This is a genomic window from Microbulbifer sp. MI-G, assembly GCF_030440425.1.
GTDB lineage: Bacteria > Pseudomonadota > Gammaproteobacteria > Pseudomonadales > Cellvibrionaceae > Microbulbifer > Microbulbifer spongiae.
This window is the reverse complement of the sequence record NZ_CP098023.1, coordinates 2,243,428-2,270,359: the sequence shown is the minus strand read 5'-3', so window position 1 is coordinate 2,270,359 and position 26,932 is coordinate 2,243,428. Positions and strand designations below refer to the sequence as shown.

The window sequence follows — 26,932 nt, the reverse complement described above, 5'->3', positions numbered from 1 at the left end:
GGCCGGGCTTGCCCGGCCTGGAGTTGGTTCGTGCTCCCAGAACCCGTCAGACTTTAGAAATTGGCGACTTGAGGCGGGGCCTTGCTGGCTTTATCGGACAGTCCGATAAAGTCCGCCATTATATAGCCGGCTTCGTTCAAAACGGGGTCTTTTTCCAGCTTGATTTCAACTGGACCACCAATAGCGGCCACTTCCTCAGATTCACTCTCTTCATAGGCTTCGAAATCCTTGTAGGGCTCCAAGCCTTTGGCACTGCGGCGACGGTTTTCCATAGACAGCAGACGCTGGTTCACCGCCTCTCTTTCATGCTCGCGCATGACTTCGTTGAGGGAGATGTATTTTTTATCACTGCGTTCGCTTTCGAACTTGAATTGGTCGCGCAGAAAAATAAAGTCCGGGTCCGACTCAGTGCGTTTATTGTGTTTGCTGATCAAGCTGGGAATCAGGCTTTTGAGGTTCAAATATTTTGCATGGGGGACGGCGTGGATGCGATCCCAGGGCAGGGCGGTATCATAGGCACTTTCCCCCACACTTTCAGCATTAATCATTTGCGGCATGAGGATATCCGGTTTTACACCGGCATGCTGGGTGCTGTCACCGGAAACACGGTAGAATTTGGACTGGGTGATTTTCAGCTGGCCTTCCTTGAGGGGAGCCATGGTTTGCACGGTACCCTTGCCGAAAGACTGGTTGCCCACTACCAATCCGCGGTTATAGTCCTGGATGGCACCGGCAAAGATCTCCGATGCGGAGGCCGAGAGGCGGTTGATCAGTACCAATAGCGGTCCGCGATACATGGCCCGCGAACGGGAGCGGTTGTGCCGTGAAATCTGTTCATTGGCGTGGCGGATCTGCACCACCGGGCCCTGATCGATAAACAAATCGGTGAGCATGGTGGCCTCCTGCAGGGAACCGCCACCATTATTGCGCAGGTCCAGAATAATGCCGTCAACATTTTCCTCTTTTAATTCTGTCAGTAACTTGGCCACATCGCGGGTAGTACTTTTGTAATTGGGATCGCGGCGGCGATAAGCGTCGAAATCGATATAGAAAGTGGGCAGGTTAATCACGCCGACTTTGTAATTCTTTTTGCCATCGGAGAATTCAAATACCGCCTTCTTGGCTGCCTGATCCTCCAGTTTTACCTTACTGCGCTTGATCAAGATGGTCTTGTGGGTGCCATCACCACCGGTGGGGATGGTTTCAAGCCGCACGTAGGTGCCGGCCTTGCCACGGATGAGGTCAACCACATCGTCGAGACGCCAACCGACCACGTCCACCATCTCTCCCTCCTTGTCCTGGCCGACGCCCACGATTTTGTCGTTGGGTTTGATCTTGCCAGTGCGATCAGCGGGCCCGCCGGCTACCAGTCGGGCTACCTTGGTGTACTCCTCGTCTGCCTGCAAAACCGCACCGATTCCCTCCAGGGAGAGGGACATGCTCATATTGAAGTTTTCCAGGGAGCGCGGGGAAAGGTAGTTGCTGTGTGGGTCGTAGAGACGTGTCAGTGAATTCATGTAGAGTTCAAATACGTCATCGCTGTTTTGCTGTTGCAGACGTTTTTGCTGGCCTTTGTAACGGCGTACCAGCAGGTCACGAATTTCTTCGTCGGTTTTACCCGTGAGCCGCAGGCTCAGCACACTACTCTTGAGCCGTTTGCGCCACAAGTCATCGGCGACACTGGCGGATTCAGGCCATTTACTTTCTTCGCGGTCCAGCTCCAGAGACTCATTGCGGTCAAAGTTAAAGGGAGGGAGGCTCTTATCCAGTTGTGAGAGGATTTTATCGAGGCGGGTGCTCATACGCAGACGAAAACGGTTGTAGATCTCAAAGCCCGCTTTTACATCACCGGCACGCAGCTGGTCATCCATCCTGTTTTGCCATGCACGAAACTCATTGATATCAGAGGCCAAAAAGTAGCTTTTGGTAGGATCCAGTGCGTCGATGTATTCGTTCCACAGGCTCTCTGACATTTTGTCGCCAACCTTGAGTTTGTTGTAGTGCAGCATTTCCAATTTGCTGACGATTTCCCTGGCTGTACCACCCTGGCCCTTTTCTGGCGCAAGGTGCTCAATATCCCCTTGAGCGGTTGTGGAAAGCGGGCCAATCAATAAGAAGCTGAAAAAGAGTGCGGCGGTCCGATTGGTAAGCATAGAGAATCTCTTTATACGTCCTACTTCATAAGCAGCCAGCCTTTATGGCCCGGCGAACTATAGCTTAGGACAAGTATAAAGGTTGAAAGCTCCTAGGGGCATGAAACACCTCTAATCAGAGATGAATATTTCTTTGTTTTTACATATTGGGCATAATAAAGTTAATTTCAATGGAAAGTTAGGTTTTTTCTCCTAAAGGGTGAATGGTGGATATAATCAGTCACCGTAAATTTAAAGTGGAAAGAGTAGTTTTGACCAGTTGGTCATTTTTCTTGATGACTGCTGTCGAAATAGTATACAGGCTTGAGAAGGGAAGATACTGCCCAAACCCCCTGGGGGTTTCCCAGGTGCCTGCCAGTCCACGGCAGGCGAGCTTTCCAGTTGAAGTGCGTACCGATTTTACCCCCCACGCAATGGCAGAATTCAAACAGAAACCCTTGAGCGGTATAGGGGAGTTGTATCACCGCGCTGATTCTCCCTGGGCTTTGTTGATCATGCTACATCGCGTGCCTGGAGCACATACCTGGCATCCTGCTAAAAGCAACAGGGCAGTGGTGGCTCCCAACGACTTTGCGATGGTTGTTGAAACGGCAGAAAAGCAACTTGGGTTTTGTAGCTGCCCGCTTGATCGATTACGCATCAGGTGTGACTCAGAAATAGCCACTGCCCTGAACAACGGAAGAAAATCAGGTTTGCTCCCAACAGTGCTGCACTTGCACTCTTTTCACGGATTTTCTGATTGCGGCATCGGCTGTTGCTTTCGAAGCATTGCGCATTGAAGACAGGCATTTTATTGAGAGTGCCACTTCAACTGCCGTTCACAGTGCCGGACAGTCTTTTGCCAGCCGGAATCTCGCCAGTATCCGTTGGCGCTTTTTTCAATGGGAGAGCGGAATTACTTGGGCGGCTGCCAGTTGATGACAGGCTCGGTGCTGGAATCTTCACAAAGCCAGATTACTGCGCGCAGCTGATTGCGCAGGGTTCCATCAGATTCATACAACTGGTGCCAATCGTTTTTGGTGAATGGGACACCGTGTAGACGCATCTGTGCCAATAAAGCCGCATCAGTGGGATAATGCAATTGTAAGGATTCTTCTGTCTGGTAGTCGGTTGTCAGAGCGAGATTGAGTGTGCCGGCTTGGTGATTGAGGTATTTGATTTCCCCCATCCAGGCTGTGAGTTGGTTGTGATCACAGGTGATGTAAGCCGGGATGGCCAGGCGCTGCTGTGCAGTCACAGGCAAAGCGAATAGCACCAGAAAAGCAAAAAAAGTCTTCATGGCAGAATAGAGAGTTTTGATCGGGAGGGGGAAGCCCCCTCCACTGTATTTAAAGGCCGCGATAGATATTGCTTAACTCGTCAGCGCGATTGGACTGCCCATTGGTAAATTCAAACATACAGGCATCATAGGTATAGTCCATAAAATTGTGGATGGGGTCCAGGCCATCGGCATTTTTACCCTTTGTGCAGGAGTCACGACCTGCAGGGCAACCGTTTGCCGGCGATCTTTCCGCCGGTGTATCGGCGACGAAATCACCATCGCCATTACATCCCCCCTGGAATGTATGATACAGGCCGAGCCAATGGCCCACCTCATGCACCAGTGTATCCCCTTCGTTAAATGGTGCGGAATCGCCACCGGGTAATGAGCCGGTCAATACTACCACGCCATCGCGAACGGGGCTGGAGGCATAGCTGCTGGGGAAGGTTGCCCAGCCCAGCAGGCCTCCGCCGATGTTTGCAGCATAAATGTTGAGATCCCCTGCACCGCCTACACGCAGAGCAGATTTCATGGCGGTTTCCTCTGTGGAACCAGAATTCAGGTTAAACCAACTGTCATTTGCTGTAGTGGTTGTAGAAACCAGATTGAATGTGAATGGGGTTTCTGCAAAAGCGGCATTCAGGATGTTCATTTGGTTGTTGATATCACCGCTTGAAACTGCACCGTTATTGCTGTTGTCGGTGATTACATGAAAATGCACATCGACTGAAACAGAGCCTGCAGGGCGGGGTATATAGCCGCTGCCACCATCACCACCACCCGGCTTGCCTCGCAGGTTGCTGAGGTGACGTTCTTTCATCACAGCTGCTTTCGTAGTCGGGTGCTTGGTGCCGCAGCGAAGAAAATTGGCATTGTGATTTGCGTTGTCAAGGGCTTTGCTGCTTTGTGCATCGACAGCCAGAGGTGTAGTGAGTGCACAAAACGCCAGCGCTTTGCCGAAGAAAAGGGTTCGACAAGAGAATTGCATAGGATGATCCTTATTTTTATTTATGGTTATTTTCTGCTTCGATGAAAGCCGGGGTAAGATCAATTTTCAGGGCCCGGATGTCAATACGGTTATTCTTCAGGAAAAAAATAATGTCGTGCATCTCATCTTTTTATCTCGTGCCAAATTTTCTTCTCTGCCCTTTTTATTTCTTGCATGCAGGACTGTTCTTATGCAGACGGTCACATTTAAAACATTGTTCTGTTGCGCCCTGCATGTTCACTATTTTATAAAAGGAAAAAGGATATTCGGCAGGAATAAAGTGTGTAGATTTTGTTGGTGCCTGGAAGCTAGATACGCACATCAGGTTAAAAATTAAGTCTTGGTCAGGCGCCCCAGAAAATTCACTTTATGAGCAGGAATAAAATGACAACCACGCTTTACGGTGCATTCTTGTAAAAAGTAAATTTTTTGTGGCAGCATTTTAATAAGAGAGAAGCCTTGCTCGAAAAATGTCTCTAGACCCTGCGCATTGACAAAACAGTCAATACTGTTGTGTCAGTAAATGGCGGAATTGCTGACAGAAAAGTGAAACGCAGATATATAGTGAAAGCCCCGCAACACGGGGCTTTTCTCTCAGAAAGAAATATTTTTTGGTGTGCGTGGGAAAGGGATTACGTCCCGGATATTAGACATGCCTGTCAGGTAGGATACAAGGCGGTCAAAGCCCAGGCCAAAACCTGCATGGGGGACTGTGCCATACCGGCGCAGATCGCGATACCAGTCCAGGTGTGCACTGGGAATATTCATTTCATCCATGCGTTCGTCGAGTTTTTCCAGGCGCTCCTCACGCTGTGCCCCGCCGATAATCTCACCGATTCCAGGAGCCAGTACATCCATGGCGGCCACTGTCCTGCCATCATCATTCATGCGCATATAAAAAGCTTTGATGTCTTTTGGATAGTTCATCACAATGACAGGCTTTTTGAAGTGCACTTCGGCGAGATAACGCTCGTGCTCGGAGGCAAGGTCGACTCCCCAGGATATCGGGAACTCGAATTTCTCTTTGCAGTTTTCCAGAATTTCAATGGCATCAGAGTAATTGATGCGGGCAAATGCCTTCTCAATGATATTTTCCAGACGGCTGATGGCCTCTTTATCGATACGCTGGGTAAAGAACGCCATATCGTCTGCACGTTCGCTCAGAACGGCCTTGCAGACGTGCTTCAGTACCTGTTCAGCCAGGTCGGCAATATCGGCCAGGTCGGCAAAAGCCACTTCCGGTTCTACCATCCAGAACTCGGCAAGGTGACGGGTGGTGTTGGAATTTTCTGCGCGAAAGGTCGGGCCGAAAGTGTACACCTTGGATAGGGCCAGGCAGTAGGCCTCCGCATTCAGCTGGCCGGATACGGTGAGGAAGCTCTCTTCGCCAAAGAAGTCTTTGCTGAAATCAATCGCGCCTTGCTCGTTTCGCGGCAGATTTTCCATATCCAGGCTGCTCACCCGAAACAACTCACCGGCGCCCTCGCAATCAGAGGCAGTGAGGATCGGGGTATGTACATAGTTGAAACCGTTCTGGTGAAAGAACTGGTGAATCGCCTGGGCAATACAATGGCGCACCCGGGCCACGGCACCACTCACATTGGTGCGTGGACGCAGGTGGGCGTGTTCACGCAGGTGCTCCATGGTGTGGCGCTTGGGGGACATCGGGTAGGTATCCGGGTCCTCCACCCAGCCGACCACCTGCACCTCTGCGGCGAGCAGTTCAATAGACTGCCCCTTGCCCTCAGAAGGCTTGATGGTGCCAAGGATATCTACCGCGCAACCGGTAGTCAGTCGCTGTACTTCCGACTGGTAGTTGTGCAGATGATTCTCGGCAACCACCTGGATCGGGTCAAAGCAGCTGCCATCGTGCACAGCGAGGAAGGAAAGGCCGGCTTTTGAGTCCCGGCGGGTTCTGATCCAGCCCTGCACGCGCACTTCTTCGCCCTCGCGACCGCTGGATTTCAACAGGTTATCTATGGGTTCGACTTTTACTGTCATTTTCAATCGGTGTCTCGTTAGTCCTATGGGTGGGGCATTGCCAGGTTGCCTAAAAATGAAGCAATCCACCCCGGGAAGGTTACGGCGGGCATATTGACCTGTTGCCATGGGGAAATCCAGCCCCAGGGCGCACCGGGTCGAGGCAGTCTGGCACCTACCAGCGAATCTCTATGGGGGTTCCAGTCTGCACCAGGGCCATGAAGTCATCCATTTCACTGTTGCTGAGGGCAATGCAGCCTTGGGTCCAGTTAAAGCGCTGTGTGAGTGGCGCGAACCAGCCCAGCCCGTTGCGCTGCCCATGAACCATAATAAAGCCGCCCGGGGATACGCCCCGGACTTCGGCCTGGGCCCTGTCCCGGCTATTGGGGTAAGAGAGATGCATGGCGCGGTAATAAGCGGAATCTTCCTTTTTGTAATCCAGGATGTAGCGCCCTTCGGGTGTTTTCTGATCCCCTTCCTGCATCTTGTGCCCTTTCGGGGATGCTCTAAGGGCGATATGGTAGGTTTTCACCACCTTCTGACCATCCATCAACAGCATCTTGTTCTCCGATTTAATGACCTGCACCAGGGTCACCTCGGTCCTGGCGGGGCAGGCAACAACAAGTAGCAGTAGAAAGGTTGCGATAGATCTCACCTTTCTGGCCTCCGATTTTTTAAAGTTTCTTGAGTAAGGCTGTAATGGGATAAAGCGTTTGGCCCAGGTAGCTCTGCGGGAATTTCCCGGTGGTTCCATATTTGGCCGGCCAGTGCTCCCTGGGAAAATGCATGGTATTGAATAGCCAATCGAACAGGATGGTATGGGCCGAATAATTGGTATCAATGGCAGGTTTTTCGGAGCTGTGGTGCCAGTGGTGGAATTGGGGGGTTACGAAAATGTACTTGAGGGGGCCGAATGGCAGGCCGACATTGCAGTGAATCAGCACAGCCTGAAGGGCGGCGAAAGCCACGTACAGGTTCAGTACAGTCTCACCCACACCCAAGAGGTACAAAGGCACCATCACCATGGCTCTTTCAGAAAAAGTTTGGATAAAGTGGCTGCGGGAGCCGGCCAACCAATCCATATTCTGAACAGAATGGTGTACTGCATGGACCGGCCACAGGTATTGAGTTTCGTGAAAGATTCTATGTTCCCAGTAGAGGACAAAATCTGCACAGAGAATTACCACGACCAATTGCAATGCTATGGGGACCGAACCGATCAATGCCTGCACCTCTGCACTTACCGCCCAATCGAAGTGGGTGACATGGTAGTTGGCGTAGATCAGGATGGCGGAGATTGCCAGGTGGTTGAAGCAGAAATAGAAAAGATCCAACCCCCATTCCTTGCGCAGGATTACCTGGTTTTCCTATTTGGGGAAGAGCTTTTCGAGGCTAACAAAAACGATTACCGAGCCGAGGAAAGCGAGAATCAGCCAGTCAACCCCCAGTGACAGCCGCTTAGCCTCAACGGGACCCACAGGAACCGTGTAGCCCCCTAAGAGGAAAGCGGTTGCAGTCAGGACTATGCCGGCAAGCCCCATGCGCCGATATTTCCTCAAATAAAAGGTGAGCGCGCCAAAGAAGAGGGAAAAGTACATGCCGTACTTCAGTATTTTCTGCAGGGACCCCGCATCGTAAACCTGGCGCAACTCGGTCGTGGTAAGGTGAGAGGGGAACAGATAGGCAAGTACCGCAAGTAAGCTGAGTGCCCCGAGGAAAATGGAGGCGTAGCCGCTGATCTTGCCCTCGCCAATACGGAATTCTCTGTTTTTGTCAAGAGCGACCTGTCTCTTTTGATATTCGTAGCCTTCCATCTGTGGTTCCATTGTTCTCCGTATCTGGGTGAATATGGCACCCGGTAAAATATATGTCAGAGGTATAGGATCTTATCCGGCAGGTATGCCAGGATGAGGGGTTGTAACCAGGAGCGCCCTGCTGGCGGGTACCAGCAGCGGGAAAGAATCGCCATTTACGTGCCTGGCGTGGAGCAGGGCGCCTTGTCCGGTGTGGTGAAATAAGTGAAAGCTCAGCCGCTGGGTTTCTTCACCGTGTGTAGCACAGTATCCCACTCAAAATAGACATAGAAGTCTGCATATTCCCAGCGGGTGATTGCCGGTTCACCCACGGGGCCTTCGATACTCAAAGGGTCGCCCAGGCGAGTGGTGACGGCATCTTTCTTCAACCCGCGGACCTGCTCAAAGGAGAGGTCAATCTTATCGAGATTTTGAGGTATGTCCAAAGGCTTTGCCTGGGTGCTGAAGGCAAAGAGCAGTGCCAGCGTGCCCACAATCATAGAGGCCCCACTGCGATGTCTGCTGAACATAGAGTGTTCTCCAGTCGGTGTTCCAGTGCGTCCCCCATTAAAACAGAAATTCCGCCAGAACACCTGGCTGCCTTCACGTTTTCCAGCAAAAAATCCCGGGGCATACTGGCCGGGATAGCGGGCAGGGACCGGCCCGATTCCCAGCAACTGGTGTCCTGTGATGATATCCTCGGCCCGGGACTGCCCGGGTACTTGGTGTTTGCGGCCAGCAGTGGTGGACACTTTGGCATTCGGGCGTAAAAGCGCCAGTACAGGGGCAAACGAGCCAATTGGATGAAAGGGTCGGTCTTCGGGAGCAGGTGGTCTGCGTAAGATATTGCCCTGAGGGCTGAAATTGTCTAAATACTTGGATTTATTGCCTCTTTTCCGTTTAAATCGACCCTATGCTGAAACCTGTCCCCCTGTTTATTGGTCTGAGATATATTGCCGCTCGCCGCCGGCAGCAGTTTATTTCCTTTATCAACGGCTTCTCCCTGCTGGGCATGGCGCTGGGTGTCTTTGCCCTGATTGTTGTCACCTCCGTGATGAACGGCTTTGATCGCGAGCTGAAAACACGCATTTTGAGCGTTGTTCCCCACGGCTTTGTCGAACGCGATGGCGGCTTGCAGGAGTGGCGCGAAACGGCGCAGCAACTGGAACAACAGCCCCATGTGGAAGCGGCAAGCCCGTTTGTGCAGGGCTTTGCCCTGTTGAGTGCAAATGGCAACAGCCAGGGCGCCCAGTTTCAGGGTGTGGATCCAGCGGCGCTGCCCAGTGTCTCTGCGGTGGGCGAGCATATCATCATGGGCAGCCTGGATAGTCTGCAACCGCGCAGCTACCAGATCGTTCTCGGTCGCATTCTTGCACAGCAGCTGAATGTGGTTCCCGGTGATTCCGTTATTTTGACCCTGCCGGAGGTGGCCGTCACACCAGCGGGTATTTTTCCCCGCACAAAGCGCTTCACGGTAGCCGGGGTTTTCTCGGTGGGCGCGCAGGTGGATCAGAATGTGGCCTTAATCAATATCGAGGATGCGGCCCGGCTGATGCGCTTGACCGGCAGGGTTCAAGGCCTGCAACTGCGCTTTGACGATATGGATAACGCCCTGGGCAGAGTCTCTCTCTACGCGCAGGCGCTCGGTGAGGGGTTTAGTGGCGAGGACTGGAGCCATTCCCAGGGCAGTCTGTTCCAGGCGGTGAAAATGGAAAAGACTGTGGTCACTTTGATGCTGCTGATTATCGTTGCTGTGGCTGCCTTCAATATTGTTTCCGCGTTGGTGCTGATGGTGGCAGACAAGCGCTCTGATATTGCCGTGTTGAGAACCCTCGGTCTGACTTCCCGTCAAATCATGGCAGTGTTTATGGTGCAGGGCAGTGCCATTGGCATTATCGGTGCCTTCGTCGGCGCGGTATTGGGTCTCCTGATTGCCCTCAACCTCACCGACATAGTGTCTTGGGCGGAAAATCTCATGGGAGGCAAAATATTCGATCCCCGTGTATTTTTTGTGAGCTATCTACCCTCGGAGTTCCGGGTGGGTGATGCTGTGGTGGTGCTCTCGGCCGCGGTGTGCATGAGCCTGCTGGCAACGGTGTTTCCTGCCTGGCGGGCGGCACAGATTGAACCTGCTGAAGCGTTAAGGTATGAATAAATTTATATAAATCAAAGAGTTAACCAATATTTATAAAGCAAATTGAAGGTTTCTGGTGGCGGCAAAAGGTTCCCTAACACAACCGGGGAAACGGATGCTGAACAGTCCCTGCTGTGCAGGACAGAGCTGTCGGGAACCCTCTCTGCGAATGAATTGATAAATCAATGAGTTAGAGATTATTTCAGAAGTGACCTATTAGAGTTAGGGAGCAGCGCAACAACCTTATGAACAGCCGAGTGGAAATAGATACTGAGCAGGCTCAGACGGTGCAGGCCGGCAATGAGGCCGTACTGGCTTGCCGGCAGCTGCACAAATCCTATCACCAGGGCGGCAGGGAACTGTCGGTATTGCAGGGTGTTGACCTGGAGGTCAGGCACGGAGAAAAGCTGGCGATTGTCGGCGCCTCCGGCTCGGGGAAATCGACCCTGCTCAACCTGTTGGGCGGCCTGGATACTCCGAGTGCGGGTCAAGTCTGGGTGGCGGGACATAATCTGGCCGGTCTCAGCGTCAACGAGCGCGGCAGGTTGCGCAACAAGCAACTCGGGTTTGTTTACCAGTTTCACCACCTCCTCAGCGAGTTTACCGCACTGGAGAATGTGGCTATGCCACTTTTGATTGGCGGGCACAGTGTGGCCAAAGCCCGCTCTGAGGCCAAATCCACTCTGGAGGCGGTGGGGCTTGGAAGGCGATTCGAGCATAAGCCGTCACAGCTATCCGGCGGTGAACGCCAGCGGGTTGCCATCGCCCGAGCCCTGGTGGCACGGCCGTCCTGCGTACTGATGGACGAGCCCACCGGCAATCTGGACAGGGCAACGGCCCGGGAGATCCACAAGCTGATGGATCGGCTCAACCGGGATATGGGGATCAGTTTTGTGATTGTGACCCATGACCCGGACCTCGCCGCAGCACTGGACCGCTGCCTGCACCTGATCGACGGTGCGCTCCTCGGTAACTGGCACCAGGGTGACCATGTTTAAACCGATACCCACATTTATTGGCCTGCGCTACGCTGGTGCCCGGCGTCGCGGGGATGACTCCGCGGGGCTGGTTTCGTTTATTTCCGGTTTATCCATGACGGGGCTGGTTCTGGGTGTGGCCCTGATGATTGTGGTGATGTCGATCATGAACGGCTTCGATCGTGAGCTGCGTGAGCGCATCCTCGGCATTATGCCCCACGCCACCATCTATAATGCCAGCCCCGCTATCGACTGGTCCGCCCTGCGCCACCAGCTGGCTGCCGATCCCGAAGTAGTGTCGGCAGCGGAAGTGTGGCAGGTCAATGCGTTGGCCCGGCGCGGGGGGGAAGTCACACCCTTACTCGTGCAAGGGATCAATCCGGGTACCATCGTCGAAGTATCCAGCATCCGGGATTTTCTCGGTTCCGAGGCTTTCCCCAAGCTGATGGACACCGTCGAGCCCGGTATCATCCTCGGGCGCGGCATCGCAGAAAAACTGGACGTGGCACAGGGGGCGTACCTGTCCCTGATTGTACCTGACAATGATAGCGCCGGTGGCGATCGCCGATCGGCCCGTGTGGCGGGTTTCAGGGTGGCTGACATCTTCCATTCCGGCACGGTTCTGGATCAGTCCCTGGCACTGGTATCTTGGGAACAGGCCCAGGCCCTGGCGGGCAATGGCGGTGGCGCAGGTGTGCAACTGCGCGTTGCGGATATGCTGGAGGCCAATTGGATCATGCGCCGCTTACTGCGCGCGCTTGATCAGCCGGGTTATTACGGTACTGACTGGAGTCGCACTCACGGCAACCTCTACCAGGCGATACAGATGTCCCGCAATCTAGTGGGGTTGCTGGTGTTGCTGATCATTGCCATCGCCGCTTTCAATGTGGTGTCCACCCTGGTGATGGTTGTGGTTGACAAACACACGGATATTGCAATATTGCGTACAATGGGGGCCAGCACTCAACAAATACTGCTGACCTTTGTCAGCCAGGGGGCGCTGGTGGGGCTGGTTGGTGCGGTGTTCGGCGGCGCCCTCGGTGTGCTGGGGGCACTGACCGTAACGGATCTGGTCGCCGGTCTGGAATCCGCATTCGGGGTGCAGTTCCTGAAATCTGATGTTTACCCAGTGGATTACCTGCCATCCGAACTGGCCTGGTCCGATGTGGCGCTGGTAGTAGGTGCTGGAATACTTCTCAGCCTGCTGGCAACCTTATACCCCGCATGGCAGGCCAGCCGGGTTCAACCTGCCGCTGCACTGCGCAATGAGTAGCCCTGTCGCAGGGAATCTTCAGGTTAACCACACCGGCTCAAACCAGGGCTAGGATCTGTTGTAAATACGGGCTGATAGGTATTGTTGATCCATGCCAGGCAGGGGGGATCCTGTTGTGCCGGCTCTACCCATGCCAATTGTGAGATTTTGGTGAGTTGTGAACATTCCTGATCAACCGATCGCCGAGCGGCGCTCCAGTCGCAGCTTCCACCGCTTGACAACATGCCAGCGCCAGAGCGCGCGTATGGCAAAATAGGCCAGGGCCGCAAAGAATGCCCCCGCCAGTAGAGAACCGGCAAACAGTGGCATCCAGATTTTCTCCACCTCAGTGGTCAACCATTCCCAGGAAAGCTCAATACTGAAATCCACTGGCGGGGTACCCAGAGCCCAGCTGCCCAGCTTGTAGGTACTGTAAAAAATCGCCGGCATGGTAATCGGATTACTGATCCAGACCAGAATAATCGATAGCGGAAGATTGCAGCGCAGCCACAGGGCCAGCAGGGTGGCAATGATCATCTGGCCGGGCAGGGGCAGAAAGCTGGTAAAAACACCAACGGCAAATGCGACCGAAACCGAGTGCCGGTTCAGGTGAAACAGGTTGGGGTCGTGTAGCAGGGTCCCCAGAAACTTGAGCCCGTTCTTGGCTCGGATTTCTTCGGGGCTCGGCAACCATCGCCTGATAATACTCTTCGGCATAACACTGTTGAAACCTGGGTGCCGGCAGCCATGTCATCTGGTTCTGTACCGGAGCCTGGAAATTCACAAGCCGGGTTTATCTCCCCGGCCCCAATTAGCATAGAGGGGCCCCCGGTAGCGGGGTGCACTGTAGCCGCACTTGGCGCGGGCGCTATTATGCCCACTTAAAGAAGGCAAAACTACTGTTGCCTGAAAAGTCATCACACACCATGGGTTGTCAACAATCCCTGGCATGGTCTTTTTTTGATCTGGTATTTTCAGTACCATAAGCGGTACACTTGTAAATAATTGTCGACAATCCTGGTGCCTTATGGGGGCAATCGAAGAACCCAGCCCAGTGCAGGAACCACATCAGAGCCTGGCTGAGCGTCTTTTTTTGACTTTGCGTGGTGAAATCGTGGAAGGGCGCATTGCTGCGGGCAGTAAAATCAGCGAGCCCGGCCTGGCCCGCCGTTTTAATGCCAGTCGCGGCAGCCTGCGCGAAGCCCTGATGCATCTGGAATCCCTGGGTTTACTTCAGCGCCGGGTGAACGTGGGGGCCCGTGTGGTCGAGCTGAGTGAACGCGGCCTGCTGGAACTCTATGAGGTGCGCGAGGCTCTGGAGGGCATGGCCTGCCGTCTTGCCGCCGAGCAGCGCACGGAAGCAGATTTGCTGGAACTGCGCCAGATGTTGTCCCGCCACGAGCAGCAGGAGGAGTTGCAGGCAGGCAAGGCCTACTTCCAGCCAGAGGGGGACTTTGACTTCCATTTTCGCATAGTGCAGGCCTCCAAAAACGACTTGTTGATCGACACACTGTGCAATCGACTTTATTACCGGGTTCGCATGTATCGTTACCAGTTGGGCATGGCCAGTCCCAGGGCCCGGCGCGCGTTTCGCGAGCACAGCCATATTATCGAGGCCATAGAGGCAGGGGATGGGGAGCTGGCAGAGTTGTTAATGCGCCGGCATATCCGTGCTTCCAGACAGAATATTGAAAAGAAACTGAGGTAGAGCATGAACCAAAAGCCTTCCGCTGGTGCGCGTTTTCGCACCGCACTCGCTGAAAATTCTCCCTTGCAGGCAGTAGGCACCATCAATGCCTATACCGCGATCATGGCCGAGCGAATTGGCCACAAGGCGATTTACCTTTCCGGTGCCGGTGTCGCCAACGCCTCCTATGGCCTGCCGGATCTGGGTATCACCAGTCTCGACAATGTACTTGAGGATGTGCGCCGCATCACCGCTGCCAGCGCGCTGCCGCTGCTGGTGGACATCGATACCGGTTGGGGTGGCGCTTTCAATATCGCGCGCACCATTGCAGAAATGATCCGTGCCGGCGCCGCTGCAGTGCACATCGAAGACCAGGTGGCGCAAAAGCGCTGTGGCCACCGCCCCAATAAAGAGATCGTTTCCAAACAGGAAATGGTGGATCGCATCAAGGCGGCGGTAGATGCCCGTACCGATGACGACTTCTTTATCATGGCCCGTACCGATGCTTTCGCCCAGGAAGGGCTGGATGCGGCTATCGAGCGTGCCCAGGCCTGTATTGAAGCGGGCGCCGACGGTATCTTTGCCGAAGCGGTCACGGAATTAGCGCACTATCGCGCCTTTAAGGACGCATTGAGTGTGCCGATATTGGCCAATATTACCGAGTTTGGTAAGACCGAGTTGTATAACACCAAAGAGTTGGGCGAGGCCGGTGCGGATATCGTACTGTATCCGTTGTCAGCGTTCCGGGCTATGAACCGTGCGGCGGAAAATGTGTACAGCCGCATCTTGCAAGATGGCGACCAGAAAGCGGTGGTGGAGACCATGCAGACCCGTGAAGAGCTGTACGATTACCTCGACTATCACATGTTTGAGCAGAAACTCGACACGTTGTTTAACAAGTAACGGACCAGTGGATCAGTTGAATGCCGTCCGGTATTCACTCAACAAATACAGAAACTGCGTAGTTAAAAACAGGGGAGAAAAGACCATGGTAGAAAAAACATTGAGTGGAGCTGGCCTGCGCGGCCAGGTGGCGGGGAAAACTGCACTGTCTACCGTGGGTAAATCCGGCTCCGGCCTGACTTACCGCGGTTACGATATCAAGGACTTGGCAGAACACTGTGAATTCGAAGAAGTCGCCTACCTGATTTTCTATGGGGAACTGCCCACCGAGGGAGAGCTTGTGGAATACAAGGCCTTACTGAAAACGATGCGCGGCCTGCCACTGGCTTTGAGAGAAGTGTTGGAGCGTATTCCCGCTGACGCCCACCCGATGGATGTAATGCGTACCGGCTGTTCCATGCTGGGCAATCTGGTGGGTGAGGAGTCCTTCGCGCAGCAGCTGCAAAAGGCCAATCGCCTGCTGGCCGCTTTCCCGTCCATTATCTGCTACTGGTACCGTTTCACCCACGACGATGTGCGTATCGAAACCGAAACCGATGATGACAGCATCGGCGGTCATTTCCTGCATATGCTGCGTGGTGAGAAGCCCAACGCCCTGCACGAGCAGGTCATGAACGTCTCCCTGATCCTATACGCAGAACATGAATTCAACGCCTCCACCTTTACCGCACGTGTTTGTGCCTCCACGCTGTCGGACCTGTTCAGCTGTATTACTGGCGCTATCGGCACCCTGCGTGGCCCTTTGCACGGTGGCGCCAATGAAGCGGCAATGGAACTGATCGAGCGTTTCTCCAACCCGGATGAAGCAGAGAGAGCGCTGATGGGCATGCTGGAGCGCAAAGAAAAAATCATGGGCTTTGGCCATGCGATTTACCGCGAGTCCGATCCGCGCAACGCCATTATCAAGGCCTGGTCTGAAAAGCTGGCTGAAGATGTGGGCGATACCGTGCTGTACCCGGTATCTGTACGCTGTGAAGAAGTGATGTGGCGCGAGAAAAAACTGTTCTGTAATGCAGACTTCTTCCATGCCTCCGCCTATCACTTTATGGGGATTCCCACCAAGCTGTTCACGCCGATCTTTGTCATGTCCCGCGTGACTGGCTGGGCCGCCCACGTGTTTGAACAGCGCGCAGACAACCGTATTATTCGCCCGAGTGCAGAGTATGTGGGTGTTGAACCGCGCCAGGTAACGCCTATTGCCGAGCGCAGTTAGTCCAATACCAGATGGATCTGAGGTACACCCGGCGCCCTGGCCCCCGGTTGCCGGGATTCGGCAACCGGGGGCTTGCTCTTAAGAGACTAGATTGAAAAACGATTCGACTGATTTACCTAGCTATGAATACTGATTACCGCAAATCACTGCCCGGTACAGGCCTTGATTATTTCGATACCCGCGCCGCTGTGGACGCGATCCAGCCCGGTGCCTACGCCAAACTGCCCTATACCTCACGTATTCTGGCGGAAAACCTGGTGCGCCGCTGTGAGCCGGAAAGACTCATCGATGCACTCAAGCAGATTATCGAGCGCAAGCGCGAACTGGATTTCCCGTGGTTTCCAGCCCGAGTGGTATGTCACGATATCCTCGGTCAGACCGCACTGGTGGACCTGGCCGGTCTGCGCGATGCCATTGCCGATAAGGGCGGTGACCCTGCCAAGGTAAACCCAGTCGTTCCCACACAGTTGATCGTGGACCATTCCCTCGCGGTGGAGCACCCCGGTTTTGAAAAGGATGCTTTTGAAAAAAACCGCGCAATAGAGGAGCGCCGCAACGAAGACCGTTTTCACTTTATCAACTGGACCAAATCCGCGTTTGAAAACGTGGATGTGATTCCCCCGGGTAACGGCATCATGCACCAGATCAACCTGGAGAAAATGTCTCCAGTCGTGCAGGTGCGTGAAGGTGTGGCCTTCCCGGATACCTGTGTCGGTACCGATAGCCACACGCCCATGGTAGATGCCCTGGGTGTAATTTCTGTCGGTGTCGGTGGCCTGGAAGCGGAGAGTGTGATGCTCGGTCGCGCCTCCTATATGCGCCTGCCACATATCGTCGGCGTAGAGCTGACCGGAAAGTTGCAGCCCGGTATTACCGGTACCGACCTGGTATTGGCCCTGACTGGATTTTTGCGCCGCGAGCGCGTGGTGGGTGCCTACCTGGAATTTTATGGCGATGGGGCTTCCAATCTTACCCTGGGGGACCGCGCCACTATTTCCAATATGACACCGGAATACGGCGCTACTGCGGCCATGTTTTCTATCGATGCGCAGACCATCGATTATCTCAAACTCACCGGCCGCGATGACGAGCAAGTGGCCCTGGTGGAGCAGTTTGCCAAGGCAACCGGGCTCTGGTCCGATGCCCTGGAGGACGCCGAATACGAGCGCGTGCTGAAGTTTGACCTCAGCACGGTAGGCCGAAACCTGGCTGGCCCCTCCAACCCCCACGCGCTGTTGCCGGCCACTGAACTGGCCAATCGCGGTATCGCCAAGGCGTGGGAAAAGAAAGCTGGCCAGATGCCCGATGGTGCTGTGATTATCGCGGCTATTACCAGCTGCACCAACACCAGTAACCCGCGCAATATGATTGCCGCAGGTCTGATCGCCCGCAATGCGAATAAACTTGGTCTGACCCGCAAGCCCTGGGTGAAATCTTCCCTGGCGCCCGGTTCCAAAACTGTAAAAATGTACCTGGAAGAGGCCAATCTTTTGCCGGACCTGGAGCAGATGGGCTTCGGTGTAGTGGCCTTCGCCTGCACCACCTGTAACGGTATGAGCGGTGCGCTGGACCCGAAAATCCAACAGGAAGTGATCGACCGCGATCTGTACACCACTGCCGTACTCTCGGGCAACCGCAACTTCGATGGCCGTATCCACCCATACGCCAAGCAGGCGTTCCTGGCTTCACCGCCATTGGTCGTGGCCTATGCCATTGCCGGTACTATCCGTTTCGATATTGAAAAGGATACGCTGGGACAGGATGCCGAAGGCAACCCGATCATCTTGAAAGATATCTGGCCAAGCGACGAAGAGATCGATGCAGTTGTGCGTCAGAGCGTGAAGCCGCAGCAGTTCCGCGATGTATACATTCCCATGTTCGAAGATCGGGATACAGCGAAAATACAGGGCCTTGCGCTTTACGATTGGCGCCCGATGAGCACCTATATCCGCCGCCCGCCATACTGGGAAGGTGCGCTTGCTGGTGAACGCGCCCTGAAGGGTATGCGCCCGCTGGCGGTGTTGGGCGACAATATCACCACCGACCACCTATCGCCCTCCAATGCGATTCTGGCCGGCAGCGCTGCCGGTGAATACCTGGCGAACATGGGCCTGCCGGAGGAGGATTTCAACTCCTATGCCACCCACCGTGGAGACCATCTCACCGCCCAGCGTGCAACTTTTGCCAATCCGAAATTGCTCAATGAAATGGTGCGCGATGACCGCGGTGGGGTTCGACAGGGCTCTCTGGCCCGTATCGAGCCGGAGGGGCAGGTCACCCGCATGTGGGAGGCCATCGAAACCTATATGGATCGCAAGCAGCCGCTGATTATTGTAGCCGGTGCAGACTACGGGCAGGGCTCCTCTCGCGACTGGGCTGCAAAAGGTGTGCGCCTGGCTGGGGTGGAAGCGATTGTAGCCGAGGGATTTGAGCGTATTCACCGCACCAACCTGATTGGTATGGGCGTTCTGCCACTGGAGTTTAAACCCGGCACTACCCGAGAATCCCTGGGCATTGACGGCACCGAAATCTTCGATGTGATAGGTGAGCGCACGCCTTATGCGACACTGACCCTGCTGATCCACCGCACCAGCGGTGAGACGATTAAGGCACCGGTCACTTGCCGTTTGGATACTGCCGAAGAGGTCTCCATTTATGCAGCGGGCGGTGTCCTGCAGCGCTTTGCCAAAGATTTCCTGGAAACGGAGGCGACGGCCTGAGGTATGAAATGTGCGCCCCAAGTAAAAATCCCTGCGACCTATATGCGCGGGGGAACCAGTAAAGGTGTTTTCTTTCGCCTGCAGGATCTGCCAGAAGTTGCGCAAGCGCCAGGAGAAGCCCGTGATAAATTATTGCAACGCGTGATTGGCAGTCCGGATCCCTACGGCAAACAGACTGACGGTATGGGTGGGGCCACCTCCAGCACCAGCAAGGTAGTGATCCTGTCTCCCAGCGATAAGCCCGATCACGATGTGCACTATCTGTTTGGCCAGGTTTCCATCGACAAGCCTGTTGTTGACTGGAGTGGTAACTGCGGCAATCTCACTGCCGCAGTGGGCGCCTTTGCTATCAATAGCGGTTTTGTTGAGCCCTCCCGGATTCCGGAAAGTGGCATCTGCTCCGTGCGAATCTGGCAGGCCAATATCGGCAAGACAATTGTTGCCCATGTGCCGATCACTAATGGCGAAGTACAGGAAACCGGGGAGTTTGCGCTGGACGGAGTCACCTTTCCGGCGGCCGAAGTGGAAATTGAGTTTATGGACCCCGCGGACGGTGAGGGCAGCCTGTTTCCCACTGGTAACCTGGTTGATGATTTGGACGTGCCGGGTATCGGTGTGCTTAAGGCCACCATGATCAATGCCGGTATCCCCACGATCTTTGTCAATGCTGAAGAACTTGGTTATACCGGCACCGAGCTGCAGGATGCGATTAATGGCGATAGCAAAGCGCTGGCCATATTCGAGACAATCCGTGCCCACGGTGCAGTGAAAATGGGATTGATTGCCTCTGCCGGGGAAGCTGCAGCCCGCCAGCACATCCCGAAAATCGCTTTTGTAGCCAAGCCACTGGATTATACCGCTGCCAGCGGCAAAATAGTGGCTGCGGCGGATATAGATCTGCTCGTGCGCGCCTTGTCGATGGGCAAGCTACACCATGCCATGATGGGGACCGCGGCTGTGGCTATCGGTACAGCCGCCGCCATACCCGGCACTCTGGTGAATCTCGCTGCCGGAGGCGGAGAACGCAATTCCGTCTGCTTCGGCCATCCTTCCGGCACTCTGCGTGTCGGAGCGGAAGCGCAAGCAGTGAATGGCCAATGGACCGCAACCAAAGCCGTTATGAGCCGCAGTGCCAGAATCCTGATGGAAGGCTGGGTACGGGTGCCCGGCGCTTGCTTCTAGGTGCGTTGGGTATCTCTGATACAGAGAGCTTGCTTCGGGTCCTTGCAATTTCAGTAAGCAATACGGTTTCCAGTGTCTTAAAATTGTATTTCGACATGTAACCAGAGATATAGATATCTTGTTGACATCATCGGAGATTATTTTTGAAAAAAGCTTATTGCAATTGTGTTTTGCAGGGCAAAACAATGCAGGCTTTCAACTTTATTTGCTCAAAATATCCAAAAAAAATTTTTCGGAAAATTTTTTCCACAAATTCAATATAGACCTGCCTGTGCAAATTGCCAGGAGTGTTCCAAAACGTCAGATGGAGTATTTTTTCGGGCGGATGGCTGCCCGATATGCATTGTCTGCATTGGGCATAGAGCATTTCCAGGTGGGAACGGGAAAATGGCGGGAGCCAATCTGGCCAGAGGGTACAATCGGCAGTATCAGCCATAATGGGAGATTCGCTGGCGCAACTGTTCTGGAAGCGACAAAGTTCGCAGGTATTGGAATCGATATTGAGAGTGTACTCTCTGAAAAATCGCAACTTGCACTACAGGATACCGCAATTTTTCAATCGGAAATTCGCTACCTGAAAGCGCATGGTCTTATGGCGGCTCCGGGCTCTGTCCTTTCGATTCTTTTTTCAGCAAAAGAAAGTTTCTTCAAAGCTGCGTTTCCCCTTGTAAAACGGTATTTCGATTTTGATGCGGTCTCCTTGGTCGATTTCGATAACAATCGGAGGATTATTTTATTAGAGATACAGCAGGATCTTTGTCCAACGCTGAGGCCAGGTGCTGTTATTCCCATACAGTTTAATTGGCTGGATGAGAATACCATTTTTACTTATTGCGGCTTGCAGGATTCAAGTTAAGCTGCAGTTTCCACCAAGCTCCAGATGGCTTTGAACACCCTGCAAAAGCCAGAGGTGATTTCCCCTGGCGTTTGAGAGATTTTTTGGGCTATAACTTACTGGAAAGCTCCCGCAATTCATGATTCAGGATACGATCATTGTGACTGTAATCCACAGGGACATCAATCAAGTGCACTCCACCCTCTTTACAACAGCTTTCGATTAGGGGTACCAGTTCATCAGTGGCTTCTACCCGATGGCCGTAAGCACCGTAAGATTTTGCATAGGCAACAAAATCGGGGTTACCAAAATCCAGGCCGAAATCATGAAATTCCATCATGGCCTGCTTCCATTTAATCATACCATAGGCGTCATCGCGCAGTATCAATACAATTAGATCCAGACCCAGACGCACAGCAGTTTCGATTTCCTGAGAATTCATCATAAAGCCACCATCGCCACAAATCGCCACCACCCTGCGATCTGGGCACACCAATTTAGCGGCCATTGCGGATGGTAACCCGGCACCCATTGTGGCGAGGGCATTGTCCAACAGTACGGTATTCGGGGCGTGGGCGGGGTAATTCCGAGCGAACCATATTTTGAACATGCCGTTGTCGAGTGCAATGATGCCCTTCTCCGGCATGGCTTCCCGTACATCTTTTACCAGGCGCTGGGGCCGAATTGGGAATGTATCGTTGCTGGAGCCCTCCTGAATATGTTTTTGCAAAGCTGCGCGGATGCGGTGGGCATCGGTAAAACTCCAGTGTTCCTGGGGCTCCAGATGCTCATTGAGTTGCCACAAACTATTGGAAATATCTCCAACTACCTCTATTTGCGGGAAGTAAACAGGGTCCACCTGAGCGGAACTAAAATTGATGTGGACCACTTCGGGGCCGCCTGGGCGCATAAAAAATGGGGGCTTCTCCACTACATCGTGCCCAACATTGATAATAAGATCGGCCTGCTCAATGGCCCGATGTACAAAATCGCCATCTGACAGGGCTGTATTTCCGATAAAGTGCGGTCCCGATTCATCGATTACGCCTTTTCCCATTTGTGTGGTGACTGTGGGGATTCCAAGCTTGTCAACAAATTTTCGCAACATCTTTGCAGTGAGTTTGCGGTTGGCGCCGGCACCGACCAGCAACAGTGGCTTGCGCGATGCAGTAATAGCTTCTGCAGCTTTGTGAATTGCTTTCTCCTCAGCAATAGGCCTGCGGGTGTAGCTGGTCTCCAATACCGGCATGGTGGAGTGCTCGCGGGCAATATCCTCGGGGAACTCGAGATGCGTGGCCCCCGGGCGCTCTTCCTCGGAACGACGGAAGGCCTCACGCACGTAGGAAGGGATATAGTCACCGCCGACAATGGTTTTGGTGAACTTGGTGAGAGGACGCATCATATCGACAATATTGATGATCTGGAACTGGCCTTGCTTGGAGCTCTTTACGGGCTTTTGTCCGGTTATCATCACCATAGGCATACCACCGAGCTGGGCATAAGCTGCGGCCGTTACCAGGTTGGTAGCACCTGGTCCAAGGGTGGCAATACAGACACCGGATTTCCCGGTGAGACGGCCATAGGTGGCTGCCATAAAGCCGGCCGCCTGTTCATGGCGGGTCAGGATCAGCTGGATTTTTGAGCCGCGCAGAGACTCCAGTATGTCCAGATTTTCTTCCCCGGGAATGCCAAAAATATATTCAACCCTTTCTGCTTCCAGGGCGTGAACAAAGAGATCTGATGCTTTCATGAAGGAAACTCCTGTAATCGTGAGCTCTCAAGCTTGGTTCCTTTTGAGGTTTTTATTGATCGGCGGGGTTACTGGCGCCGAAACGTCCAGACAATCTATTTTCTGTCGTGTAAATCTCTGCCCTTGCCAAAATAAACGGAAAAATTTGGTTATATCCTAAGGTGGCATAGAGTTTCCACCAGAGTATGGTCAAGCTTTTCTCACTTTGCTCCATGGCTTTTTTGGTATTGCATGGCATCGGTTGATATTTCAGTTGAAGGTCATCATTGAGGGGTTCTACCCATGGATATCGTTATTCGGGGTACCGGCAAGGCCCTGCATAACAGGTGGTTATTAACGCCTGAACCGCAATCAGTCGGCTCGTCATACACCGACAGTATTGTGATCTGGCCACAGGAGGTCACAATATCCAAACACATCTATTTCACCTTGCCGGCCCAGTTTAGCCGGCTTTTCTGTTCTTATCTCTACAGGAACTGTGGTTCCAGACCGGTACACGCGAGGCGGGTAATGCGAATACAGAGATCGCCAACTGGCTGATTGGGTTAATACAGCCCCGCAAGTGCGGGGGCCGGCTTCATCAGCGGATTCACCGGATCTGCCGAATATTGAAATCCAACCCGCTTGTAATTTTGATTAGAGCACTCGGTACTTCTATTGCCATATTACCCTTTGCTCGGACCACCTGATTGCAAAATGTCGCATCAATCAGTCATTGATGGACACATTTGGTGGTTTTGATGCAAATCCAGGGGAATAAACGGGATAATTTTTGTGTACAAATCAGTAACCAACCAGGATGCCAGGAAGCGGCCATGACCTGTTTTGCCCAGCTTCCCTATCGCGTTTCGCTCAGCGCGGGTTCCGCACTGTACAACCGCTTGAGTTCAGTGTGAACAAGGCTTGCCGTAACGAGGTCTTCGAGGGCATGGCCGACAGATTTGAAACAGGTCACTTCACTGCGGGCAATGGGAGCTGATAAATGGCACAGAGAAGGCAGGTGCCCGCGTATTGAAGCTTCACTAATCACGCCACGCTTGATAGGCAGGCAAAGATCACCAGTTTCGGACAGAGCGTGTGGCATCACGTCAACATACAAAGCGGCACGCTTTATCAGCAAATCATCGGCTTCTCTCATGTCCGGCCGGTAGGCGCCCACCAAGTCAATGTGTTGAATGGATTTGAGCCACTTTCCAAGTAGCAAAGGCGTTTTACTCAGGGTTGCGCAACTCACGATATCAGCCCTGGCCATTCCCTGCTGAATCTCGCTACACACAACAGCGGAGCAGGGCATATCCGCAAGGGCGTCAACAACCTGCTGCGCCTTCTCTGGTGAACGACCCCATACCAGCACCTCTTTTATGGGGCGCACACTCGCATGTGCACGAATCAGTTCCGGGGCCAGGGTTCCGGTCCCTACCATCAGCAGTACACCGGCATCGATTGGCGCCAGGTAGTCCGCCGCCAATGCAGATGCCGCAGCGGTGCGCATGGCGGTGATACTGGACGCGTCCATGATCGCCTGTGGCGTCCCCGTGCTGGCGTCGAACAGGGTATACTGCCCTTGAATAGAGGGCTGCTCGCGGTTGTCTGGTGCCACCACAACAGTCTTTACACCCAGGAAACGGCCTGTTTGCCATGCAGGCATAAGCAGCAGGGTATTTTCATTCTGGTGTTCGCGGGAGTATTGGAAATGGTGGTGGTGCCGTTGAGGTGTCTCAATATCCTGATTGCGGAAAGCTTCTCGCAATGCGTTGATCAACTGCGGATATTGAATGCTCTTGCGCACGATTTCGGCGGTAATGAAATGCATTGGAGTTTTTCAGTTAGAGTAATCTGAGTGCTTTTTTAGCCCAACAGAAAGCCGTTTTTGAGTGGATCTGCTGGATCTATGTAAAAGCGGTGTTGTCCGGTGATATGAGCGGTCCCGGTAATCTCGGGCACTATTGCGGGAATACCCGCATATTTCAGTCTTCTGGCGACCCTGCCGCTGAAACAGCTGCCGGTAATACTTTCGGCAACCAGTGTGTGATTTTCAGAAATAAGTCCCTGATTTACGTGCAGTGCCATTCGGCCGGCAACGCCTGAACCTGTTGGCGAACGATCAAGCTCTGCATCCGCAAATATACAAACATTGCGGCTGTATATGGATGGATTCACTGTGTCGCCATAAGAATGCGGATCTTGAAATGCTTCCATATCCATCAATATGGTACCGTATAGAAATCCCAAATCAGGTTCAATGGGGTGTTGAATGAGCGGGCCATCTGCCTGTACGGCGTGTTTAATGGCTTGACCCACGCGTACCAATTGACCTGCGTTCACACCGTCCAGTGAAAAGGGCAGCTGTGCAGCGTCGACATAGGCATAAAAAGCCCCACCATAGGCAATATCGTATTGAATGGCCCCCAATTCCGGAACTTGAACCGTCTGCGCCTGAGCCACAACAAATGATGGGACACAGTGAAAACGGGTTGAGCATACGCGGCCGTGCTGGTCAGTTTGTGCAAAAGCATGAATCCGGCCACAGGGAACATCAATATTCACTGGCACCTCTGTACCGGGTTGACCCCGCTCAATCCACCCCAGTTCAACAGCCAGTTTTGCCAGAGCAATCACCGCGTGACCGCACATACTGCTGAAGCCTTCATTGTGAATAAACAGTGCCCCGAAATCGGCACCAGCATCATTCGGTGGAACCACAATGGCCCCGTACATATCCCTATGCCCTCGCGGCTCCCACATCAATGTCCGTCGCAGGTGATCGTAATGGTGTAGGGCAAAGCGCCTTTTGGCCAGAACACTGCCCCCTTCGAGTGGAGGGAATCCATCCAGAATAATGCGCAAGGGCTCGCCGCCTGTGTGCATGTCAATTGCATCAATGCAAGTCCATTGTGCGGTAAGATCTGCAGGGATCTGTAAGCTCTGGCGCTGTGTGTGGAGGGAAGTGAACTCTGGCTTCATTATTTTTCCCATACAATTGCACAATATTGTTTTTGGCGACAATAACAATATCGATCTTGAAATGCAATGCACTGAAGCCCGCATCACCGCGAGGAGGGTATGAGGTTAAGGCGTGGGCCAGGTACCATTGCAGATTGGTATGAGTTGTCGGGTATATCCAATATGGGCGATACTGCCTGTCTTGTGTAAAATTTTACCTGAATACTGCCACGCCACGGCCCTGTTTCGCCCTGGCAGATCGACAACAAGAGCCAGCGTTGACCAAATGACCATCACTGAATTTATCAAGTCCGATGTAAAGGCCGTTCTTCAGGCCAGGGGGCACTTGCCTTACAAACTCACTTTGGGGGCAATGTCCGAGCACTACAAGGTCAGTTTGACGCCGGTTCGCCACGCGGTGGATGAATTGGTGGATGAGGGGGTGATCCGCCGGAAAGATAACGGGCGCCTGGAAGCCCAGCCAGAAGTACTAAAGGGGGTAAAGCTTGCCCCTCCGAAAGAAGGTGCAACCGAACGAAAATTGTATGAGATTATCCGCCAGGATGTCATTTCACGCAGCTTAAAGCAGAATACCGAGTATCTTCGCGAGCAGGCCACTGCCGAGCAATACGGTGCTGGCCGCACAGTAGTGCGGCAGATCTTTTCTCGCCTGGCAGGTGCGGGGCTGATTGAACATGTGCCCCGCTGTGGATGGCGGGTACACCCGTTCAGTGAACAGGATATGCACGACTACCTGGATATTCGCGAAATGCTGGAACTGAAAGCGCTGGATCTGGCCCGTAGCCATTTTAAGGATAATGAACTACAAAATTTGCTCAAGGCGAATAAACCCGGCAAGGGCAGGGCAAAGTCAGAATTGGATTTTGACTTGCATGATTACTGGATCGAGCGTTGTGGAAACCGGTATATCTCCGAGTTTTTCAAACGCTACAGCCCTTTTTACAACACACTGTTCAACTGCGCGGTGATTGATGAAACGGTGAAACGTGAAATGGCGCGCGAACACTGTGATATTCTCAAGTGCCTGTTGGATAAAAACTGGAGGGGTGCGCGCAAAGCGTTGAGTCAACATATCCAGGATCAACGCGAGGCCGTTTCCCGGATGATAGAATATCTTAACGCGAAAACCACCACGTAACA

At 53.4% G+C, this 26,932-nt stretch carries 23 protein-coding genes; 11 read left to right on the top strand and 12 right to left on the bottom strand.

The window, feature by feature from the left end; genetic code table 11:
• Window positions 1–53 precede the first annotated feature (53 nt).
• Window positions 54–2,153, bottom strand: coding sequence for a carboxy terminal-processing peptidase (locus M8T91_RS09390; RefSeq protein WP_301413797.1), 2,100 nt, complete (start codon window positions 2,151–2,153; stop codon window positions 54–56).
• Between the two features lie 203 nt (window positions 2,154–2,356).
• On the opposite strand from M8T91_RS09390, the gene M8T91_RS09385 reads away from it, so the two are divergent.
• Window positions 2,357–2,932 (top strand): hypothetical protein, encoded by a 576-nt coding sequence (locus M8T91_RS09385; protein WP_301413796.1) that lies wholly within the window; start codon window positions 2,357–2,359, stop codon window positions 2,930–2,932.
• A gap of 116 nt (window positions 2,933–3,048) precedes the next feature.
• On the opposite strand, the gene M8T91_RS09380 is transcribed toward M8T91_RS09385, so the two are convergent.
• From M8T91_RS09380 to M8T91_RS09350, 7 genes are all read right to left on the bottom strand, one after another.
• Window positions 3,049–3,432, bottom strand: a complete 384-nt coding sequence (locus M8T91_RS09380) for a hypothetical protein (protein ID WP_301413795.1) — start codon at window positions 3,430–3,432, stop codon at window positions 3,049–3,051.
• 49 nt (window positions 3,433–3,481) lie between these two features.
• Window positions 3,482–4,402: a zinc metalloprotease gene (locus M8T91_RS09375; RefSeq protein WP_301413793.1), complete on the bottom strand. Its 921-nt coding sequence runs from the start codon at window positions 4,400–4,402 to the stop codon at window positions 3,482–3,484.
• 594 nt (window positions 4,403–4,996) lie between these two features.
• A complete protein-coding gene (gene asnS / locus M8T91_RS09370; protein ID WP_301413791.1) occupies window positions 4,997–6,403 on the bottom strand; it encodes an asparagine--tRNA ligase in 1,407 nt (468 codons plus the stop codon).
• A gap of 154 nt (window positions 6,404–6,557) precedes the next feature.
• A complete protein-coding gene (locus M8T91_RS09365) occupies window positions 6,558–7,037 on the bottom strand; it encodes a L,D-transpeptidase family protein (RefSeq protein WP_301413789.1) in 480 nt (159 codons plus the stop codon).
• Between the two features lie 19 nt (window positions 7,038–7,056).
• On the bottom strand, window positions 7,057–7,716 hold the full coding sequence (locus M8T91_RS09360) for a sterol desaturase family protein (protein WP_301413787.1): 660 nt from the start codon (window positions 7,714–7,716) through the stop codon (window positions 7,057–7,059).
• A gap of 33 nt (window positions 7,717–7,749) precedes the next feature.
• Window positions 7,750–8,196 (bottom strand): hypothetical protein, encoded by a 447-nt coding sequence (locus M8T91_RS09355; protein WP_301413785.1) that lies wholly within the window; start codon window positions 8,194–8,196, stop codon window positions 7,750–7,752.
• A 212-nt stretch (window positions 8,197–8,408) separates the two neighbouring features.
• Window positions 8,409–8,705 carry a hypothetical protein gene (locus M8T91_RS09350; protein WP_301413784.1) on the bottom strand — a complete coding sequence of 99 codons (297 nt, stop codon included), beginning with the start codon at window positions 8,703–8,705 and terminating at the stop codon, window positions 8,409–8,411.
• A gap of 383 nt (window positions 8,706–9,088) precedes the next feature.
• Between M8T91_RS09350 and M8T91_RS09345 the strand changes: the two genes are divergently transcribed.
• The 3 genes from M8T91_RS09345 to M8T91_RS09335 all read left to right on the top strand — a co-directional run bounded on the left by M8T91_RS09345 (window position 9,089) and on the right by M8T91_RS09335 (window position 12,559).
• Complete coding sequence (locus M8T91_RS09345; RefSeq protein WP_301413782.1) at window positions 9,089–10,330, top strand: lipoprotein-releasing ABC transporter permease subunit; 1,242 nt, start codon at window positions 9,089–9,091, stop codon at window positions 10,328–10,330.
• Between the two features lie 224 nt (window positions 10,331–10,554).
• A complete protein-coding gene (gene lolD, locus M8T91_RS09340) occupies window positions 10,555–11,307 on the top strand; it encodes a lipoprotein-releasing ABC transporter ATP-binding protein LolD (protein WP_301413780.1) in 753 nt (250 codons plus the stop codon).
• Window positions 11,300–12,559 carry a lipoprotein-releasing ABC transporter permease subunit gene (locus M8T91_RS09335; RefSeq protein ID WP_301413778.1) on the top strand — a complete coding sequence of 420 codons (1,260 nt, stop codon included), beginning with the start codon at window positions 11,300–11,302 and terminating at the stop codon, window positions 12,557–12,559. The genes lolD and M8T91_RS09335 overlap by 8 nt, the downstream gene beginning before the upstream one ends.
• Window positions 12,560–12,730: 171 nt before the next feature.
• Here the strand turns inward: M8T91_RS09335 and M8T91_RS09330 are convergent, their stop codons facing one another.
• Entirely contained in the window at window positions 12,731–13,255 is a 525-nt protein-coding gene (locus M8T91_RS09330; RefSeq protein ID WP_301413776.1) for a DUF2062 domain-containing protein, read from the bottom strand.
• A 337-nt stretch (window positions 13,256–13,592) separates the two neighbouring features.
• Between M8T91_RS09330 and M8T91_RS09325 the strand changes: the two genes are divergently transcribed.
• The 6 genes from M8T91_RS09325 to M8T91_RS09300 all read left to right on the top strand — a co-directional run bounded on the left by M8T91_RS09325 (window position 13,593) and on the right by M8T91_RS09300 (window position 21,099).
• Window positions 13,593–14,246, top strand: coding sequence for a GntR family transcriptional regulator (locus M8T91_RS09325; protein ID WP_301413775.1), 654 nt, complete (start codon window positions 13,593–13,595; stop codon window positions 14,244–14,246).
• A gap of 3 nt (window positions 14,247–14,249) precedes the next feature.
• The gene (gene prpB / locus M8T91_RS09320) at window positions 14,250–15,128 is read left to right on the top strand and encodes a methylisocitrate lyase (protein WP_301413774.1); all 879 of its coding nucleotides are present in this window, start codon (window positions 14,250–14,252) and stop codon (window positions 15,126–15,128) included.
• A gap of 85 nt (window positions 15,129–15,213) precedes the next feature.
• Window positions 15,214–16,341, top strand: coding sequence for a bifunctional 2-methylcitrate synthase/citrate synthase (gene prpC / locus M8T91_RS09315; RefSeq protein WP_301413773.1), 1,128 nt, complete (start codon window positions 15,214–15,216; stop codon window positions 16,339–16,341).
• Between the two features lie 122 nt (window positions 16,342–16,463).
• Window positions 16,464–19,061, top strand: coding sequence for a Fe/S-dependent 2-methylisocitrate dehydratase AcnD (acnD, locus tag M8T91_RS09310; protein ID WP_301413772.1), 2,598 nt, complete (start codon window positions 16,464–16,466; stop codon window positions 19,059–19,061).
• 3 nt (window positions 19,062–19,064) lie between these two features.
• Entirely contained in the window at window positions 19,065–20,243 is a 1,179-nt protein-coding gene (gene prpF, locus M8T91_RS09305) for a 2-methylaconitate cis-trans isomerase PrpF (protein WP_301413771.1), read from the top strand.
• Window positions 20,244–20,364: 121 nt separating this feature from the next.
• Complete coding sequence (locus tag M8T91_RS09300; RefSeq protein ID WP_301413770.1) at window positions 20,365–21,099, top strand: 4'-phosphopantetheinyl transferase family protein; 735 nt, start codon at window positions 20,365–20,367, stop codon at window positions 21,097–21,099.
• Window positions 21,100–21,187: 88 nt separating this feature from the next.
• Here the strand turns inward: M8T91_RS09300 and M8T91_RS09295 are convergent, their stop codons facing one another.
• From M8T91_RS09295 to M8T91_RS09285, 3 genes are all read right to left on the bottom strand, one after another.
• A complete protein-coding gene (locus tag M8T91_RS09295; protein ID WP_301413769.1) occupies window positions 21,188–22,828 on the bottom strand; it encodes an acetolactate synthase large subunit in 1,641 nt (546 codons plus the stop codon).
• Between the two features lie 838 nt (window positions 22,829–23,666).
• On the bottom strand, window positions 23,667–24,641 hold the full coding sequence (gene lhpI / locus M8T91_RS09290; RefSeq protein ID WP_301413767.1) for a bifunctional Delta(1)-pyrroline-2-carboxylate/Delta(1)-piperideine-2-carboxylate reductase: 975 nt from the start codon (window positions 24,639–24,641) through the stop codon (window positions 23,667–23,669).
• 35 nt (window positions 24,642–24,676) lie between these two features.
• Entirely contained in the window at window positions 24,677–25,792 is a 1,116-nt protein-coding gene (locus M8T91_RS09285; protein ID WP_301413766.1) for a proline racemase family protein, read from the bottom strand.
• Between the two features lie 265 nt (window positions 25,793–26,057).
• On the opposite strand from M8T91_RS09285, the gene M8T91_RS09280 reads away from it, so the two are divergent.
• Window positions 26,058–26,930, top strand: a complete 873-nt coding sequence (locus M8T91_RS09280; RefSeq protein WP_301413763.1) for a GntR family transcriptional regulator — start codon at window positions 26,058–26,060, stop codon at window positions 26,928–26,930.
• Window positions 26,931–26,932: the final 2 nt, after the last annotated feature.